The 15,932-nt window shown below is 51.0% G+C and carries 16 protein-coding genes and 1 other annotated feature; of the genes, 4 read left to right on the forward strand and 12 right to left on the reverse strand.

The window, feature by feature from the left end:
• Positions 1 to 178: 178 nt before the first annotated feature.
• Complete coding sequence (locus tag HEN33_RS12575) at positions 179 to 1,609, forward strand: alanine/glycine:cation symporter family protein (protein WP_105288085.1); 1,431 nt, start codon at positions 179 to 181, stop codon at positions 1,607 to 1,609.
• A gap of 69 nt (positions 1,610 to 1,678) precedes the next feature.
• The gene (gene yaaA, locus HEN33_RS12580) at positions 1,679 to 2,455 is read left to right on the forward strand and encodes a peroxide stress protein YaaA (protein WP_000906178.1); all 777 of its coding nucleotides are present in this window, start codon (positions 1,679 to 1,681) and stop codon (positions 2,453 to 2,455) included.
• A 39-nt stretch (positions 2,456 to 2,494) separates the two neighbouring features.
• Here yaaA and HEN33_RS12585 read toward each other — a convergent pair whose 3' ends face one another.
• The 7 genes from HEN33_RS12585 to yjjY all read right to left on the reverse strand — a co-directional run bounded on the left by HEN33_RS12585 (position 2,495) and on the right by yjjY (position 9,280).
• Entirely contained in the window at positions 2,495 to 2,797 is a 303-nt protein-coding gene (locus tag HEN33_RS12585; protein WP_032183165.1) for a DUF2502 domain-containing protein, read from the reverse strand.
• A 213-nt stretch (positions 2,798 to 3,010) separates the two neighbouring features.
• Positions 3,011 to 4,297, reverse strand: coding sequence for a threonine synthase (gene thrC, locus HEN33_RS12590; protein ID WP_000781057.1), 1,287 nt, complete (start codon positions 4,295 to 4,297; stop codon positions 3,011 to 3,013).
• Positions 4,298 to 5,230, reverse strand: a complete 933-nt coding sequence (gene thrB / locus HEN33_RS12595) for a homoserine kinase (RefSeq protein WP_000241660.1) — start codon at positions 5,228 to 5,230, stop codon at positions 4,298 to 4,300.
• A gap of 1 nt (position 5,231) precedes the next feature.
• Positions 5,232 to 7,694, reverse strand: a complete 2,463-nt coding sequence (thrA, locus tag HEN33_RS12600) for a bifunctional aspartate kinase/homoserine dehydrogenase I (RefSeq protein ID WP_001264706.1) — start codon at positions 7,692 to 7,694, stop codon at positions 5,232 to 5,234.
• A gap of 25 nt (positions 7,695 to 7,719) precedes the next feature.
• Positions 7,720 to 7,839 (reverse strand) — a sequence feature (Thr leader region).
• The gene (thrL, locus tag HEN33_RS12605) at positions 7,775 to 7,840 is read right to left on the reverse strand and encodes a thr operon leader peptide (protein WP_001386572.1); all 66 of its coding nucleotides are present in this window, start codon (positions 7,838 to 7,840) and stop codon (positions 7,775 to 7,777) included. (Overlaps the previous feature by 65 nt.)
• Before the next feature lie 213 nt (positions 7,841 to 8,053).
• On the reverse strand, positions 8,054 to 8,740 hold the full coding sequence (locus HEN33_RS12610; protein ID WP_001223153.1) for a tRNA/rRNA methyltransferase: 687 nt from the start codon (positions 8,738 to 8,740) through the stop codon (positions 8,054 to 8,056).
• 399 nt (positions 8,741 to 9,139) lie between these two features.
• A complete protein-coding gene (yjjY, locus tag HEN33_RS12615; protein WP_001303782.1) occupies positions 9,140 to 9,280 on the reverse strand; it encodes a YjjY family protein in 141 nt (46 codons plus the stop codon).
• Positions 9,281 to 9,375: 95 nt separating this feature from the next.
• Between yjjY and arcA the strand changes: the two genes are divergently transcribed.
• On the forward strand, positions 9,376 to 10,092 hold the full coding sequence (gene arcA, locus HEN33_RS12620; protein WP_001194358.1) for a two-component system response regulator ArcA: 717 nt from the start codon (positions 9,376 to 9,378) through the stop codon (positions 10,090 to 10,092).
• A gap of 58 nt (positions 10,093 to 10,150) precedes the next feature.
• On the opposite strand, the gene creD is transcribed toward arcA, so the two are convergent.
• Genes creD through creA form a run of 4 tightly spaced genes read right to left on the reverse strand, consistent with a single transcriptional unit; the run spans position 10,151 to position 14,160 of the window.
• A complete protein-coding gene (creD, locus tag HEN33_RS12625; RefSeq protein WP_176263843.1) occupies positions 10,151 to 11,503 on the reverse strand; it encodes a cell envelope integrity protein CreD in 1,353 nt (450 codons plus the stop codon).
• 57 nt (positions 11,504 to 11,560) lie between these two features.
• A complete protein-coding gene (gene creC / locus HEN33_RS12630; protein ID WP_176263842.1) occupies positions 11,561 to 12,985 on the reverse strand; it encodes a two-component system sensor histidine kinase CreC in 1,425 nt (474 codons plus the stop codon).
• Positions 12,985 to 13,674: a two-component system response regulator CreB gene (gene creB / locus HEN33_RS12635; protein WP_001188682.1), complete on the reverse strand. Its 690-nt coding sequence runs from the start codon at positions 13,672 to 13,674 to the stop codon at positions 12,985 to 12,987. Before creB ends, creC begins: the two co-directional genes overlap by 1 nt.
• A 12-nt stretch (positions 13,675 to 13,686) precedes the next feature.
• Positions 13,687 to 14,160, reverse strand: coding sequence for a protein CreA (gene creA / locus HEN33_RS12640; RefSeq protein WP_000875487.1), 474 nt, complete (start codon positions 14,158 to 14,160; stop codon positions 13,687 to 13,689).
• Between the two features lie 210 nt (positions 14,161 to 14,370).
• Between creA and robA the strand changes: the two genes are divergently transcribed.
• Complete coding sequence (gene robA / locus HEN33_RS12645; protein WP_000371666.1) at positions 14,371 to 15,240, forward strand: MDR efflux pump AcrAB transcriptional activator RobA; 870 nt, start codon at positions 14,371 to 14,373, stop codon at positions 15,238 to 15,240.
• Here robA and gpmB read toward each other — a convergent pair.
• Positions 15,237 to 15,884, reverse strand: a complete 648-nt coding sequence (gene gpmB / locus HEN33_RS12650; RefSeq protein ID WP_000942355.1) for a 2,3-diphosphoglycerate-dependent phosphoglycerate mutase GpmB — start codon at positions 15,882 to 15,884, stop codon at positions 15,237 to 15,239. The two genes, robA and gpmB, sit on opposite strands and share 4 nt — an antisense overlap.
• Positions 15,885 to 15,932 lie beyond the last annotated feature (48 nt).

Raw genomic sequence — 15,932 nt, forward strand, 5'->3', positions numbered from 1 at the left:
CGCCTGGCGAGACTGTTTCGGATTTCTGACACTGCGTTGATATCGCCCGCCATTTTTATACAAAACCTCATGTATGCTACGCAGAAGTTATCAACTACCTCGTAGCGTATATACTTCTTAAACAATTGGTAACGTTTACACAGGAAAGTCATCGCGACCGGCAATAAGAGGGATATGCATGCCAGATTTTTTTTCCTTTATTAACAGCGTCCTCTGGGGCTCGGTAATGATTTACCTGCTCTTCGGCGCAGGTTGTTGGTTCACTTTTCGCACCGGTTTTGTGCAGTTTCGCTACATCCGCCAGTTTGGCAAAAGTCTTAAAAATAGCATTCATCCACAGCCAGGCGGTTTAACCTCATTTCAGTCATTGTGTACCAGTCTTGCGGCGCGCGTGGGTAGCGGTAACCTGGCTGGCGTTGCACTGGCAATTACCGCCGGTGGACCTGGAGCCGTCTTCTGGATGTGGGTTGCCGCGTTTATTGGCATGGCGACTTCTTTTGCTGAATGCTCCCTCGCACAACTTTATAAAGAACGTGACGTCAGTGGGCAGTTTCGCGGCGGGCCAGCATGGTATATGGCGCGAGGACTGGGGATGCGCTGGATGGGCGTTCTGTTCGCCCTCTTTTTACTCATCGCCTACGGCATAATTTTCAGCGGAGTTCAGGCGAACGCCGTTGCCCGCGCTCTGAGTTTTTCTTTCGATTTCCCTCCGCTGGTGACAGGTATTATTCTCGCTGTCTTTGCTCTGCTGGCAATCACTCGCGGTCTTCATGGCGTCGCCCAGCTCATGCAGTGGTTTGTCCCGTTGATGGCGTTAATCTGGGTACTGACCAGTCTGGTGATTTGCGTAATGAATATCGGGCAACTTCCCCACGTCATTTGGTCTATTTTTGAGAGTGCTTTTGGCTGGCAGGAAGCGGCAGGCGGCGCGGCGGGATATACCTTAAGCCAGGCGATTACTAACGGTTTTCAGCGCAGTATGTTTTCCAATGAGGCGGGAATGGGGTCGACGCCAAACGCGGCAGCGGCAGCTGCGTCCTGGCCTCCGCATCCCGCAGCGCAAGGGATTGTCCAGATGATTGGCATTTTTATCGACACCCTGGTCATCTGTACGGCAAGCGCCATGCTGATATTACTGGCGGGTAACGGCACAACCTACATGCCGCTGGAAGGTATTCAGCTTATCCAGAAGGCGATGCGGGTGCTAATGGGCTCCTGGGGTGCGGAGTTTGTTACCCTCGTGGTTATTCTGTTTGCCTTCAGCTCCATCGTTGCCAACTACATTTATGCCGAAAACAATCTCTTCTTCTTACGCCTGAACAACCCTAAAGCGATCTGGTGTCTGCGAATCTGCACCTTCGCAACGGTCATCGGCGGCACCTTGCTAAGTCTTCCGCTGATGTGGCAACTGGCAGATATCATAATGGCCTGCATGGCTATTACCAATTTGACCGCCATATTACTGCTCTCGCCTGTGGTTCATACCATTGCCAGTGATTATCTACGCCAGCGTAAACTCGGCGTGCGCCCGGTGTTTGATCCGTTGCGTTATCCGGATATTGGTCGCCAGCTTTCTCCGGACGCGTGGGATGATGTTTCGCAGGAGTAATCACAACTATCGATCAACTCATTCTCTTTTTTTGCTAAAGTCGGCATAAATTTCCCGCAAGGACTGGATATGCTGATTCTTATTTCACCTGCGAAAACGCTCGATTACCAAAGCCCGTTGCCCACCACGCGCTATACGCTGCCGGAGCTGTTAGACAACTCCCAGCAGCTGATCCATGAAGCGCGGAAACTGACGCCTCCGCAGATTAGCACGCTGATGCGCATCAGCGACAAACTGGCGGGTATCAACGCCGCTCGCTTTCATGACTGGCAGCCAGATTTCACGCCAGAGAATGCCCGACAGGCGATTCTGGCATTTAAAGGTGATGTCTATACTGGCTTGCAGGCCGAAACCTTCAGCGAAGACGATTTTGATTTTGCCCAACAGCATTTGCGAATGCTTTCCGGCTTGTATGGCGTACTGCGCCCGCTCGATTTAATGCAGCCTTATCGTCTGGAAATGGGGATCCGTCTTGAGAATGCCCGAGGGAAAGATCTGTATCAATTCTGGGGAGATATCATCACCAACAAGCTGAACGAGGCGCTCGCAGCACAAGGCGATAATGTGGTGATTAATCTGGCGTCAGATGAGTATTTTAAATCGGTGAAGCCGAAGAAATTGAATGCCGAGATTATCAAGCCAGTGTTCCTCGATGAGAAGAACGGCAAATTTAAGATAATCAGCTTCTACGCTAAGAAAGCACGCGGTCTGATGAGTCGTTTCATTATTGAAAATCGGCTGACCAAACCAGAGCAACTGACTGGTTTTAATAGCGAAGGTTACTTCTTTGATGAAGCTTCCTCCAGCAACGGCGAACTGGTGTTTAAACGCTACGAGCAGCGTTAAGTTTGCAGTAAATGCCGGATGGCAATCCGGCATTCATATTTAGCGATGATGTTTGTCCGGCCCCGGACGATGATCGCCACGGTGGTCATTACGATGATCATGGTGCTTGTTATGACGTGGCGGCGGTCCGTGTGGGTGCCAGCGATTGCCTCGCCATTCATAATGTTGTTTCCACCAGCCGTGGTCGCGCCAGTGACCGCCATCCCAGTAATAGCCACGATTATCACGATCGCCTATCTGTAATTTTACTGACGGGACTAACGTAATTTCCGCAGCCTGTGCTGCCATGGGAGCGACCAGAACCAGGGAAAGTGCGAGTACGATAGATTGCATCTTTTTCACAGGTTACTCCTTTTATCATTGCCCGTTATGGGTCGATATCCGGAGATTACGCGATGAGAACGGCGGTTGTTATTCTCCGCAATCCTAATCTCTAAGTTACCGCATTTATTGAGAATTTCTCCTTTTTTCCTGTCGTTTTTCTCCATATTTTCTTCATAAAAAAGCCGGGCTGTATAAAAGCAAACCCGGCCTGATTGAGATAATGAATAGATGTTACTGATGATTCATCATCAATTTACGCAACGCAGCAAAATCGGCGGGCAGATTATGCGAAAGCAAGGGTAAATCAGCACGTTCTGCCAGCTCTTTTGGCAGATCCAATGTTTCACCGAGAATCGCTTCCACGCTCTCTTTAAATTTCGCCGGATGCGCGGTGCCGAGGAACAAGCCATATTCGCCTGGATGCAACTGGTCACGCAGCGCACGATAAGCTACGGCAGCGTGCGGCTCCGAGGTATAGCCCAGCGCTTTTAACTCACGCATTGTCTGTTGCGTGGTTTCATCATCTACGGCTGCATAACCCAGCTCTTTCAGTTGCCAGATTTTGCGGCGGAACAACTCTTCCACACGCGGCCAGTTGTTCGGTTGACTCACGTCCATCGCGTTGGATAACGTCGCCTGAGTCGCTTTAGGGGACCACTGCCCGTCGTGCAGGAAACGCGGCACTGTATCGTTCACGTTAGTGGCAGCGATAAAACGCTTCACCGGCAGGCCAAGAGATTTCGCCAGCAGGCCCGCAGTCAAATCGCCGAAGTTACCGCTCGGCACCGAGACAACCAGCTGGTTGCGCGCTTCCTGCGGCAGCTGCGCAACAGCTTCAAAGTAGTAGCAAATCTGCGCCAGCAAACGGCTGATGTTAATGGAGTTAGCAGAGTTTAGCCCCAGCGCCACTTTCAGTTCTTCATCATCAAACGCCTGCTTCACCAGCGCCTGACAGGCATCGAAATCGCCGTCGATGGCAACAGTTTCAATATTGCCGCCCAATGTACAGAACAGTTTTTCTTGCAGTGGACTGATTTTGCCTCTTGGATAGAGGATAACCACTTTCACATTCGGTAAACCGTAGAAAGCATGAGCCACTGCCGCTCCAGTATCACCGGAGGTCGCGGTCAGAATGGTCACTGGCTTATCGCCCGCAATATGGGTCAGCATTTGTGCCATAAAGCGACCGCCGAAATCTTTAAATGCCAGTGTTGGCCCATGAAACAATTCCAGACAACCGACATCGCTTTCAACATTGGCGACCGGAGCCGGGAAGGCAAACGCCGCGCGCACGCGCTCTTCCAGTATTTCCTGCGGGATCTCATCACCAATAAACGCCGAGAGGATCTTCGCACTGCGGGTGACAAAATCCAGTTTCAGCATCTCATCAATTTCAGTCAGGCTGAATTCCGGCAGGTCGTGCGGAAAAAACAGCCCCTGATTTTTGCCCAACCCCTGAGTTACGGCTTGCGCAAAGCTGACCTGTTCGTTGTGATCTTTCAGATTGTAGAGTTTCATTTAGTTTTCCAGTACTCGTGCGCCTGCCGTATCCAGCCGGCAAATATGAACAAAACCTTCCTGATTTTGCAGGTAGTTCTTACCCAACCAGTCGGCAACGCGCTGGGCGGTATCCGGCTTGTCACACAGAGCGAACAAGGTCGGCCCGGAGCCAGAGATACCGCTCGCTACCGCGCCGATTTCCGCGACCGCCTGCCGCGCCTGCCGGAAGCCTGGCAGTAACCGTTCACGGTAGGGTTCAGCGATAACATCTTTCATCAGCTTCGCGGCAAGCTCAGGCTGACGGGAATAGCAGGCGTGAATGAAGCCTGCCAGATGTCGCCCGTGCGCAATGCAATCCTGGCGGCGATACTGCGCCGGTAAAATCGCCCTGGCTTCTGCCGTCGAGACTTTAATCCCCGGATATGCCAGCACCCACAGCCACTCATCAAACCCTGGCACTTGCTGGCTGATGATGTCGTTTTCTTCGATCATCAACTGCATACCACCAAGAAAACACGGTGCCACGTTGTCGTAATGAATGCTGCCGGAGATACGCCCTTCCAGCTCGCCCATCAAAGCCAGCAAACGAGTGTCATTAAGCGGCTTGCCGCAGTGTTCATTCATCGCCATCAGCGCCGCGACCACCGAACAGGCACTGGAGCCTAAGCCCGAGCCGATCGGCATATTCTTTTCCAGCGTCATTGCCACTGGAATTTGCTTGCCCAGCTCCTGGCAAAAACGCTCCCAGCACTGATAAACGATATTTTCCCTTGGTTCTGACGGCAGCTTATCGGCAAAGCGTCCAAGGTTGTTGAGACTGAATGTCTCTGCCGCCTCAACCGTGACTACATCTCCGAGCAATGCACCATCAACAGGTGTCACCGCCGCCCCGAGCACATCAAACCCGACGCTCATATTGGCACTGGAAGCCGGGGCATAAACTTTAACCATGTCAGACTCCTAACTTCCATGAGAGGGTACGTAGCAGATCGGCAAAGACACCAGCAGCTGTAACGTCATTGCCCGCGCCATATCCGCGCAGAACCAACGGCAGCGGCTGATAATAGTGGCTATAGAAGGCCAGGGCGTTTTCGCCATTTTTCACTTTGAACAGCGGATCATTGCCATCCACTTCGGCAATCTTCACGCGGCAGATGCCGTCTTCATCAATATTGCCAACATAGCGCAAAACTTTGCCCTCATCACGAGCCTTCGCCACGCGTGCGGCAAAGAGATCGTCGAGCTGTGACAGATTCGCCATAAAAGCTGCAACATCACCCTCTGCGTTAAACTCTGCGGGCAGCACAGGTTCAATTTCAATATCCGCCAGTTCCAGTTCACGTCCCGTTTCACGGGCGAGAATCAATAGCTTACGCGCCACATCCATACCAGAAAGATCATCTCGCGGGTCCGGTTCGGTATAACCCATTTCCCGCGCCAGCGTGGTCGCCTCGGAGAAACTCATGCCTTCGTCTAACTTGCCGAAGATATAAGAAAGCGAACCGGAAAGAATGCCGGAGAACTTCATTAATTCATCACCTGCGTTGAGCAGATTTTGCAGGTTCTCAATAACCGGTAATCCAGCCCCAACGTTAGTGTCATAGAGGAATTTACGCCGCGATTTTTCCGCCGCATAACGCAACTGATGGTAGTAATCCATCGACGAGGTGTTGGCCTTTTTGTTTGGCGTAACCACGTGGAAACCTTCGCGCAGGAAGTCAGCATACTGATCCGCCACCGCCTGGCTGGAGGTACAGTCGACAATCACCGGATTCAGCAAATGATATTCTTTCACCAGGCGAATTAAGCGCCCGAGGTTAAACGGCTCTTTGGCTTGCGCCAGTTCTTCCTGCCAGTTCTCCAGATTAAGGCCATGCACATTGGTGAGCAGAGCCTTTGAGTTGGCAACGCCGCAGACACGTAAGTCGATATGTTTATTCTTCAGCCAGCTTTGCTGGCGCTTCAGTTGCTCCAGCAGCGCACCGCCAACACCACCGACGCCAATCACAAACACTTCGATAACCTGATCGGTATTGAACAGCATCTGGTGGGTAACGCGCACGCCAGTGGTCGCATCATCGTTATTTACCACGACAGAGATTGAGCGTTCAGAAGATCCCTGAGCAATGGCGACAATGTTGATATTGGCGCGGGCCAGCGCGGCAAAGAATTTCGCCGAGATCCCACGCAAGGTGCGCATACCATCACCTACCACCGAGATAATGGCTAGCCGTTCCGTCACCGCCAGCGGCTCCAGCAAGCCTTCCTTCAGTTCAAGATAGAACTCTTCCTGCATCGCCCGTTCAGCTCGCACACAGTCGCTTTGTGGAACGCAGAAACTGATACTGTATTCAGAAGACGATTGCGTAATCAGCACCACTGAAATGCGAGCGCGTGACATCGCTGCAAAGACGCGCGCCGCCATGCCGACCATCCCTTTCATTCCCGGACCGGAAACGCTAAACATTGCCATGTTATTCAGATTGGAAATGCCCTTGACTGGTAATTCGTCTTCATCACGGCTGGCGCCAATGAGCGTACCTGGTGCTTGAGGATTTCCGGTGTTTTTAATCAGGCAAGGGATTTGGAACTGGGCGATAGGGGTAATGGTGCGGGGGTGAAGAACTTTAGCGCCGAAGTAGGAAAGCTCCATCGCTTCCTGGTAGGACATCGACTTCAACAACCTCGCATCGGGCACCTGACGCGGGTCGCAGGTATAGACCCCGTCAACGTCCGTCCAGATCTCGCAACAATCGGCGCGTAAACAGGCAGCCAGTACCGCGGCGGAGTAGTCGGAACCGTTACGTCCAAGCACCACCAGTTCGCCTTTTTCATTACCGGCGGTGAAACCTGCCATCAGCACCATGTGGTCAGCCGGAATGCGGCTTGCCGCAATACGGCGGGTGGACTCAGCAATATCGACGGTAGATTCGAGGTAATGACCGACTGCCAGCAGTTTTTCGACCGGATCGATTACGGTAACGTTGTGACCACGCGCTTCTAACACGCCGGCCATAATGGCGATCGACATTTTCTCGCCACGGCAAATCAGTGCCGCGTTGATGCTATCCGGGCACTGCCCTAACAAACTAATACCATGCAGGACATGTTTAATTTGGGCAAATTCCTGGTCGACGAAAGTTTTCAGCTGCGCCAGCGGGAATCCCGGCTGAGCGGCGGCGAGTCCCGTCAGAAGTTCGGCAAAAATACGTTCGGCATCGCTGATATTGGGTAAAGCATCCTGGCCGCTAATGGTTTTTTCAATCATCGCCACCAGGTGGTTGGTGATTTTGGCGGGGGCAGAGAGGACGGTGGCCACCTGCCCCTGCCTGGCATTGCTTTCCAGAATATCGGCAACCCGCAGAAAACGTTCTGCATTTGCCACTGATGTACCGCCGAACTTCAACACTCGCATGGTTGTTACCTCGTTACCTTTGGTCGAAAAAAAAGCCCGCACTGTCAGGTGCGGGCTTTTTTCTGTGTTTCCTGTACGCGTCAGCCCGCACCGTTACCTGTGGTAATGGTGATGGTGGTGGTAATGGTGGTGCTAATGCGTTTCATGGATGTTGTGTACTCTGTAATTTTTATCTGTCTGTGCGCTATGCCTATATTGGTTAAAGTATTTAGTGACCTAAGTCAATAAAATTTTAATTTACTCACGGCAGGTAACCAGTTCAGAAGCTGCTGTCAGAGACACTTTTTTTAATCCACACAGAGACATATTGCCCGTTGCAGTCAGAATGAAAAGCTGAAAAATACTTACTAAGGCGTTTTTTATTTGGTGATATTTTTTTCAATATCATGCAGCAAACGATGCAACATTGCCGTGTCTCGTTGCTCTAAAAGCCCCAGCCGTTGTTGTAACCAGTCGACCAGTTTTGTGTCATCTGCCACTGCCAGGGTCGTCAGCAATGACATGGCTCGTTCGCGTAAAGCTTGCAGTTGATGTTGGTCTGCCGTTGTGTCACTTTTGGCCGGTTGTTGTATTAATGTTGCTAATTGATAGCAATAAACCATCACCGCCTGCCCCAGATTCAGCGAAGGATAATCTGCCACCATCGGCACACCAGTAAGAACGTCAGCCAAGGCTAACTCTTCGTTAGTCAGCCCGGAATCTTCGCGACCAAACACCAGCGCGGCATGGCTCATCCATGAAGATTTTTCCTCTAACAGCGGCACCAGTTCCACCGGCGTGGCGTAGTAATGATATTTCGCCCGACTGCGTGCAGTGGTGGCGACAGTGAAGTCGACATCGTGTAACGATTCAGCCAGAGTTGGGAAAACTTTAATATTATCAATAATATCACCAGATCCATGTGCAACCCAGCGGGTAGCTGGCTCCAGGTGTGCCTGACTATCGACAATTCGCAGCTCGCTAAACCCCATCGTTTTCATTGCCCGCGCCGCTGCCCCAATATTTTCTGCTCTGGCGGGTGCGACCAGAATAATCGTTATACGCATATTGCCACTCTTCTTGACCTAATAACCGCGCACAGGGTGATCATTGTCAACTTATTACGCGGATCGAATTTACAAACCCTTAACGTAAGTCGCAGAAAAAGCCCTTCACTTAACTTAAAAAAGGCTAAACTATTTCCTGACTATACTAATGGTTGAATTGTTAAAAAATGCTACATATCCTTCTGTTTACTTAGGATAATTTTATAAAAAATAAATCTCGACAATTGGATTCACCACGTTTATTAGTTGTATGATGCAACTAGTTGGATTATTAAAATAATGTGACGAAAGCTAGCATTTAGATACGATGATTTCATCAAACTGTTAACGTGCTACAATTGAACTTGATATATGTCAACGAAGCGTAGTTTTATTGGGTGTCCGGCCCCTCTTAGCCTGTTATGTTGCTGTTAAAATGGTTAGGATGACAGCCGTTTTTGACACTGTCGGGTCCTGAGGGAAAGTACCCACGACCAAGCTAATGATGTTGTTGACGTTGATGGAAAGTGCATCAAGAACGCAATTACGTACTTTAGTCATGTTACGCCGATCATGTTAATTTGCAGCATGCATCAGGCAGGTCAGGGACTTTTGTACTTCCTGTTTCGATTTAGTTGGCAATTTAGGTAGCAAACATGCAGACCCCGCACATTCTTATCGTTGAAGACGAGTTGGTAACACGCAACACGTTGAAAAGTATTTTCGAAGCGGAAGGCTATGATGTTTTCGAAGCGACAGATGGCGCGGAAATGCATCAGATCCTCTCTGAATATGACATCAACCTGGTGATCATGGATATCAATCTGCCGGGTAAGAACGGTCTTCTGTTAGCGCGTGAACTGCGCGAGCAGGCGAATGTTGCGTTGATGTTCCTGACTGGCCGTGACAACGAAGTCGATAAAATTCTCGGCCTCGAAATCGGTGCAGATGATTACATCACCAAACCGTTCAACCCGCGTGAACTGACTATTCGTGCACGCAACCTGCTGTCTCGTACCATGAATCTGGGTACTGTCAGCGAAGAACGTCGTAGCGTTGAAAGCTACAAGTTCAATGGTTGGGAACTGGACATCAACAGCCGTTCGCTGATCGGCCCTGATGGCGAGCAGTACAAGCTGCCGCGCAGCGAGTTCCGCGCCATGCTTCACTTCTGTGAAAACCCAGGCAAAATTCAGTCCCGTGCTGAACTGCTGAAGAAAATGACCGGCCGTGAGCTGAAACCGCACGACCGTACTGTAGACGTGACGATCCGCCGTATTCGTAAACATTTCGAATCTACGCCGGATACGCCGGAAATCATCGCCACCATTCACGGTGAAGGTTATCGCTTCTGCGGTGATCTGGAAGATTAATCGGCTTTACCACCGTCAAAAAAACGGCGCTTTTTAGCGCCGTTTTTATTTTTCAACCTTATTTCCAGATACGTAACTCATCGTCCGTTGTAACTTCTTTACTGGCTTTCATTTTCGGCAGTGAAAACGCATACCAGTCGATATTACGGGTCACAAACATCATGCCGGCCAGCGCCACCACCAGCACACTGGTTCCCAACAACAGCGCGCTATCGGCAGAGTTGAGCAGTCCCCACATCACACCATCCAGCAACAACAGCGCAAGGGTAAACAACATGCTATTGCGCCAGCCTTTCAATACCGCCTGCAAATAAATACCGTTCATTAACGCCCCAATCAGACTGGCGATTATCCATGCCACGGTAAAACCGGTATGTTCAGAAAGCGCCAGCAAGAGCAAATAAAACATCACCAATGAAAGCCCCACCAGCAAATATTGCATTGGGTGTAAACGTTGCGCGGTGAGCGTTTCAAAAACAAAGAACGCCATAAAAGTCAGTGCAATCAGCAGAATGGCGTACTTAGTCGCACGGTCCGTTAATTGGTATTGATCGGCTGGCGTCGTCACTGCGACGCTAAACGCGGGGAAGTTTTCCCAGCCGGTATCATTGCCTGAAGCAAAACGCTCACCGAGATTATTAGCAAACCAGCTGCTTTGCCATTGCGCCTGAAAACCTGACTCACTAACTTCCCGTTTGGCTGGCAGAAAATCACCTAAAAAACTGGGATGCGGCCAGTTGCTGGTTAAGGTCATTTCGCTATTACGCCCGGCAGGCACCACAGAAAGATTGCCGGTACCGCTTAAATTCAGCGCCATATTCAGCTTCAGGTTCTGCTTCCGCCAGTCCCCTTCGGGTAAAGGGATATGCACGCCCTGCCCGCCTTGATCTAACCCGGTACCGGGTTCAATGGTCAGCGCCGTTCCGTTAACGTCAGGTGCTTTCACCATACCAATACCGCGCGCATCCCCGACGCCAATCACAATAAATGGCTTGCCTAAGGTGATATTTGGCGCATTGAGTTCGCTAAGACGCGAAACATCAAAATCGGCTTTTAGCGTTAAATCACTATGCCAGACCTGACCGGTATAAATCCCAATCTTGCGTTCTTCCACGTTCTGATTGCCATCAACCATCAATGACTCAGGTAACCAAAAATGGATAAAACTTCGTTTCCGCTCCACGGTTTTATCCTCTTCCTGCACCGTATAAAGCTCGGTCACAGGAATAGCGATGAGCGGCCCAACGAGTTTTTGCGGCCCGCTGGTACTTTGGCGAATCGCATCTTCCACATCGCTACGGTAATCGGCACGTTCGACAATCACCTGCCGAATCAGCATTATCGGAATCAACAACAGCAATACTGCAGCAAACAGGGTGGTCATTTTCCAGAACAGGGGGGATTTCAACATAGTCTTCTCCTTTGCAATGGCCGCAGGTTACAAAGGCTATGTGGGAAGAATTTGAAGCTATGTGAAGTGACGGTGAAGTCGAAGCGAAGCCAGCACACCGCCTTGTGGCACGTTGCACAGTGTGACTTCGCCATTAAGCAAACGAGCAACCTCACTGACGAACGCCAACCCCAGACCACTACTTTTTTGCCCATTCGCACGCGGCAAAGAGTAAAAGCGCTCAAAAACACGCGACAGGGCGTAGTCAGGAATACCACTACCGGTATCCAGCACCTTAAGCGTAACGTGTTCATGATCCACTTCAGCGCTTAGCGTTATGCTACCGCCCTCGGGGGTAAAATCGATGGCGTTATCCAATAAATTCCCCAGCGCCTGCTCCAGTAACGCCGATTCAGCAGCAACGTTAACCTCGGTGGGCATAACATGTAGAGTGATGTTTTTTTCCGCCAACTGCACGGTGCGCGCTTCGCTGATGCGGCGAAATAATGCCGCCACATCAACAGCAGTCAGAACGACTTCCTGACGATTCTCCAGTCTTGCCTGGCGTAGTAACGTTTCCACCAGCGCCTGCATTCGCGCATTTTGTGTCAGAATGTTGTCAGTAAAACGAGCCACCACTTCCGGCGGCGGACCTTCGCGTAAAATTTCCGCCGCACCACGAATCGCCGCCAGTGGGCTTTTTAGCTCATGAGTTAACGCATAAACATACTGCTCAATATAGTTTTTCCCTTCCAGCTTCACGCGCATACTTTCCAGCGCCTGCGCGAGTTTACGCAGCTCGCTACTACCGAGATCGGGGAGAGGAACGGGCTTATTGTCAGTGACAGAATCAGCATAGCGAGTGAGCCGGGCAATGGAGCGGTTGATCCACCAAACCATGCCTGCGCCAATCACCAGTGCAATCCCCAACAAAATGGCGCTGGCCCATAAAATTCGCCGCTCGCTGCGCTTAATGACCGGAGCCATCGCCGCGTTCGGTTTGCCTACGCTCAAAACGCCAATAAGCCGCGAGCCGTCCATAATTGGCGCGGCAACATACATCACAGAACTTTCGGGATCGTCAGGATTTTGCAACGTGCTGCGCGCACCATACTGACCACGCAACGTTAGCCAGACGTCATTCCAGCGCGAGTAATCCTGTCCAACGGCTTTATTTGCCGAATCGAACAATACTTTGCCCTGCGCATCAGTCATGTAGACATGATATTCATTGCGCACTTTGTGAATGCCACCGATATTGGCGCGAAACGGGCGATGTTGTAGCTGATTAAACGCCTGCGCCAGTTGCCCATGCGTTGGGTCCCCAGAGAGCAAATCGGGACGCGCCAGCTCCGCCAGCAACGTTGCGGTGTCGATCAACGTCCCCTCCGTTGCTCTTCGCACGCCCGGTTTAACTTCTTTGACAAAAATTGCCAGTACGAACCAGGCCGCCACTGCCACCAGTAAAAAATAGCCCAGCAACAACCTCATGCCGATACGCATTACAGTCCCCTCAGGCTATATCCCATGCCGCGATGAGTATTAATCGGGGAAAGATCGGGGTTAATGGCGCGCAGCTTGGCACGCAGCGTTTTAATGTGGGTATCGACGGTGCGATCGTAGGTGTCCTGCGCATCTTCCCACACGCTATCCATCAGTTGCTGGCGGGACCAGACGCGGCCCGGCGACTTGAGTAATGTTTTCAGCAGCAAAAACTCATACCGCGTCAGCGTTAATGGCGTGTCAAACCAGCTGATCTGCGCCGCAGGTTCATTCAATTCAAAATGACCAATACGGATAACGGGAGACGGCGTCGAGAACTTCCTCACCCGACGCAGTAAGGTGCGCACTCTGGCGCACACTTCGCGAGGTGAAAACGGTTTAGCCACGTAGTCGTCAGCGCCAATTTCCAGCCCAAGCAGGCGATCGACCTCTTCACTTCGGGCCGTCAGGAACAGTACAGGTAACGCCGGATGGAGCGCCAGTAACTGGCGGCACAATTCAAAGCCGCTGATATCAGGCAAACCAACATCGAGAATCATGACATCGGGAACCTGCTGGCGAGCTTTATCCAGCACCGGCAAGCCTCGCTCAAAGACCTCGACGGCAAAACCTTCCTGTTGCAACATGTAGACTAGCGTGTCGGCTATCCCTTGCTCATCTTCCACTAACCAGACCGTTTCCCGTTGCATAAATCGCCTCTGTTATTGCCGCCACGGCATGACAGGAACCGCGCTAATCGCGTTTTTCGGCGAACCTTCTACGACTTTGTCGGAGTAAGCCAGATAAGCGAGCGCGTTGCGTTTGGCGTCATAAAAGCGCACGACCTGTAACGACTTAAAGACCAACGACGTGCGTTTTTTGAATACTACCTCGCCCTGAGCTTTGCCGTTTTTAATGCGATCTGACAGTTCAATCGGCCCGACTTGCTGACAAGAAATAGCCGCATCGGAAGTATCTTCCGCCAGGCCCAATCCCCCTTTAATACCGCCGGTTTTCGCCCGGCTCACATAGCAGGTGACATTTTTCACATCGGGATCGTCAAAGGCTTCCACAACAATTTTGTGATCAGGGCCGATCATTTTAAATACAGTGTCGACCGAACCAATCTCTTCTGCATGAGCCAACGGCCCCAGCATTATCAGGCTTAAAGACAGAATCAAATGCTTGTATTTCATATTGTTACCATTTTTATCTATGACATGAGCAATTAGTTCACCACGATAAATAACATATTGATTAAGAACAAAATCTCAATACTTTTATTTCCGTCAAGACCTAAAACATACTCGACTAAGAAAAAAACACTGAATGCTAAAACAGCAAAAAATGCTATTATCCAATTACCTGATGTCAGGTGCTCGTTGTTGAAAGGATGAGGATATTTTATGGATCAGGCCGGCATTATTCGCGACCTTTTAATCTGGCTGGAAGGTCATCTGGATCAGCCCCTGTCGCTCGACAATGTAGCGGCGAAAGCAGGTTATTCCAAGTGGCACTTACAGAGAATGTTTAAAGATGTCACTGGTCATGCTATTGGCGCGTATATTCGTGCTCGTCGTTTGTCGAAATCGGCGGTCGCACTACGCCTGACTGCGCGTCCAATTCTGGATATCGCGCTGCAATACCGCTTCGACTCTCAACAGACATTTACTCGCGCATTCAAGAAGCAGTTTGCCCAAACTCCTGCTCTTTACCGCCGTTCTCCTGAATGGAGCGCCTTTGGTATTCGCCCGCCGCTGCGTCTGGGTGAATTCACCATGCCAGAGCACAAATTTGTCACCCTGGAAGATACGCCGCTGATTGGTGTTACCCAGAGTTACTCCTGTTCGCTGGAACAAATCTCTGATTTCCGCCATGAAATGCGTTATCAGTTCTGGCACGATTTTCTTGGCAACGCGCCGACCATTCCGCCTGTGCTCTACGGCCTGAATGAAACGCGTCCGAGCCAGGATAAAGACGACGAGCAAGAGGTGTTCTATACCACCGCATTAGCCCAGGATCAGGCAGATGGCTATGTATTGACCGGGCATCCTGTGATGCTGCAAGGCGGTGAATATGTGATGTTTACCTATGAAGGTCTGGGAACAGGCGTGCAGGAGTTTATCCTGACGGTATACGGAACGTGCATGCCAATGCTTAACCTGACGCGCCGTAAAGGTCAGGATATTGAGCGATACTACCCGGCAGAAGATGCCAAAGCGGGAGATCGCCCAATTAATCTGCGCTGTGAACTGCTGATTCCGATCCGTCGTTAACGCTGCAGCTCATCTAATGCAGGGGCGTCCAGATGCGAGATGTCCCCTGCGGTTTCAACCACCCAGCCAGACGCCAGCCACAAGCTTTCCTGATAATCCACGCGCGAAATAGAACAGTTACGCAGACGTAAGCGACGCTCTGCCCATGCTGGTAATCCGAGAATCGTACTCACCAGGCATCCCAGTGCAATACCGTGGCTCACCAGCAGCGGTCGGCTTCCCTGCGGTAATTCCCGACAAGATTCCAGTGCCGCATTGACACGATCGCTGAGCTCCTGCATAGACTCGCCTTCAGGAATACGTCCGTCGACAGTGCCATTGACCAGTTGGCGACGCCAGTTTTCTTCTTCTTCGGTGAGTGAATCGATATTTCTTGTTTCCAGTACACCCATATTTAATTCACGCAGACGAGGATCAAGGAGAATATCACAGCCGCAGGCCTGGGCGATGATTTCCGCCGTGCGGCGGGTGCGCCCTAAATCGCTACTGATGATATGCGTAATGCCAAGCTCTTTGGCACGGGTCGCCACCTGCATCGCCTGTTGCTCACCTTTGGCAGTCAGCGGGCTATCAGACTGGCCCTGAATACGTCGCTCGGCGTTCCACTGGGTTTCACCGTGGCGGACTAGGTATACCTGTAACATGCTTTTTTTCCGTATACTGCTGTAACGTTAATTTTCTGAGTAATGCTG

Origin of the sequence: Escherichia sp. 94.0001 (assembly GCF_013369155.2) — a bacterium.
Classification (GTDB): domain Bacteria; phylum Pseudomonadota; class Gammaproteobacteria; order Enterobacterales; family Enterobacteriaceae; genus Escherichia; species Escherichia coli_F.

Excerpts from the sequence above, each read along its gene's own strand:
- creA (WP_000875487.1), bottom strand. The coding sequence starts at position 14,160 with ATGAAATACAAGCATTTGATTCTGTCTTTAAGCCTGATAATGCTGGGG.
- yjjY (WP_001303782.1), bottom strand. The coding sequence starts at position 9,280 with ATGACTAAAGTACGTAATTGCGTTCTTGATGCACTTTCCATCAACGTC.
- thrC (WP_000781057.1), bottom strand. The coding sequence starts at position 4,297 with ATGAAACTCTACAATCTGAAAGATCACAACGAACAGGTCAGCTTTGCG.
- creB (WP_001188682.1), bottom strand. The coding sequence starts at position 13,674 with ATGCAACGGGAAACGGTCTGGTTAGTGGAAGATGAGCAAGGGATAGCC.
- yaaA (WP_000906178.1), top strand. The coding sequence starts at position 1,679 with ATGCTGATTCTTATTTCACCTGCGAAAACGCTCGATTACCAAAGCCCG.
- creD (WP_176263843.1), bottom strand. The coding sequence starts at position 11,503 with ATGTTGAAATCCCCCCTGTTCTGGAAAATGACCACCCTGTTTGCTGCA.
- creC (WP_176263842.1), bottom strand. The coding sequence starts at position 12,985 with ATGCGTATCGGCATGAGGTTGTTGCTGGGCTATTTTTTACTGGTGGCA.
- arcA (WP_001194358.1), top strand. The coding sequence starts at position 9,376 with ATGCAGACCCCGCACATTCTTATCGTTGAAGACGAGTTGGTAACACGC.
- HEN33_RS12575 (WP_105288085.1), top strand. The coding sequence starts at position 179 with ATGCCAGATTTTTTTTCCTTTATTAACAGCGTCCTCTGGGGCTCGGTA.
- robA (WP_000371666.1), top strand. The coding sequence starts at position 14,371 with ATGGATCAGGCCGGCATTATTCGCGACCTTTTAATCTGGCTGGAAGGT.
- HEN33_RS12610 (WP_001223153.1), bottom strand. The coding sequence starts at position 8,740 with ATGCGTATAACGATTATTCTGGTCGCACCCGCCAGAGCAGAAAATATT.
- thrB (WP_000241660.1), bottom strand. The coding sequence starts at position 5,230 with ATGGTTAAAGTTTATGCCCCGGCTTCCAGTGCCAATATGAGCGTCGGG.
- thrA (WP_001264706.1), bottom strand. The coding sequence starts at position 7,694 with ATGCGAGTGTTGAAGTTCGGCGGTACATCAGTGGCAAATGCAGAACGT.
- gpmB (WP_000942355.1), bottom strand. The coding sequence starts at position 15,884 with ATGTTACAGGTATACCTAGTCCGCCACGGTGAAACCCAGTGGAACGCC.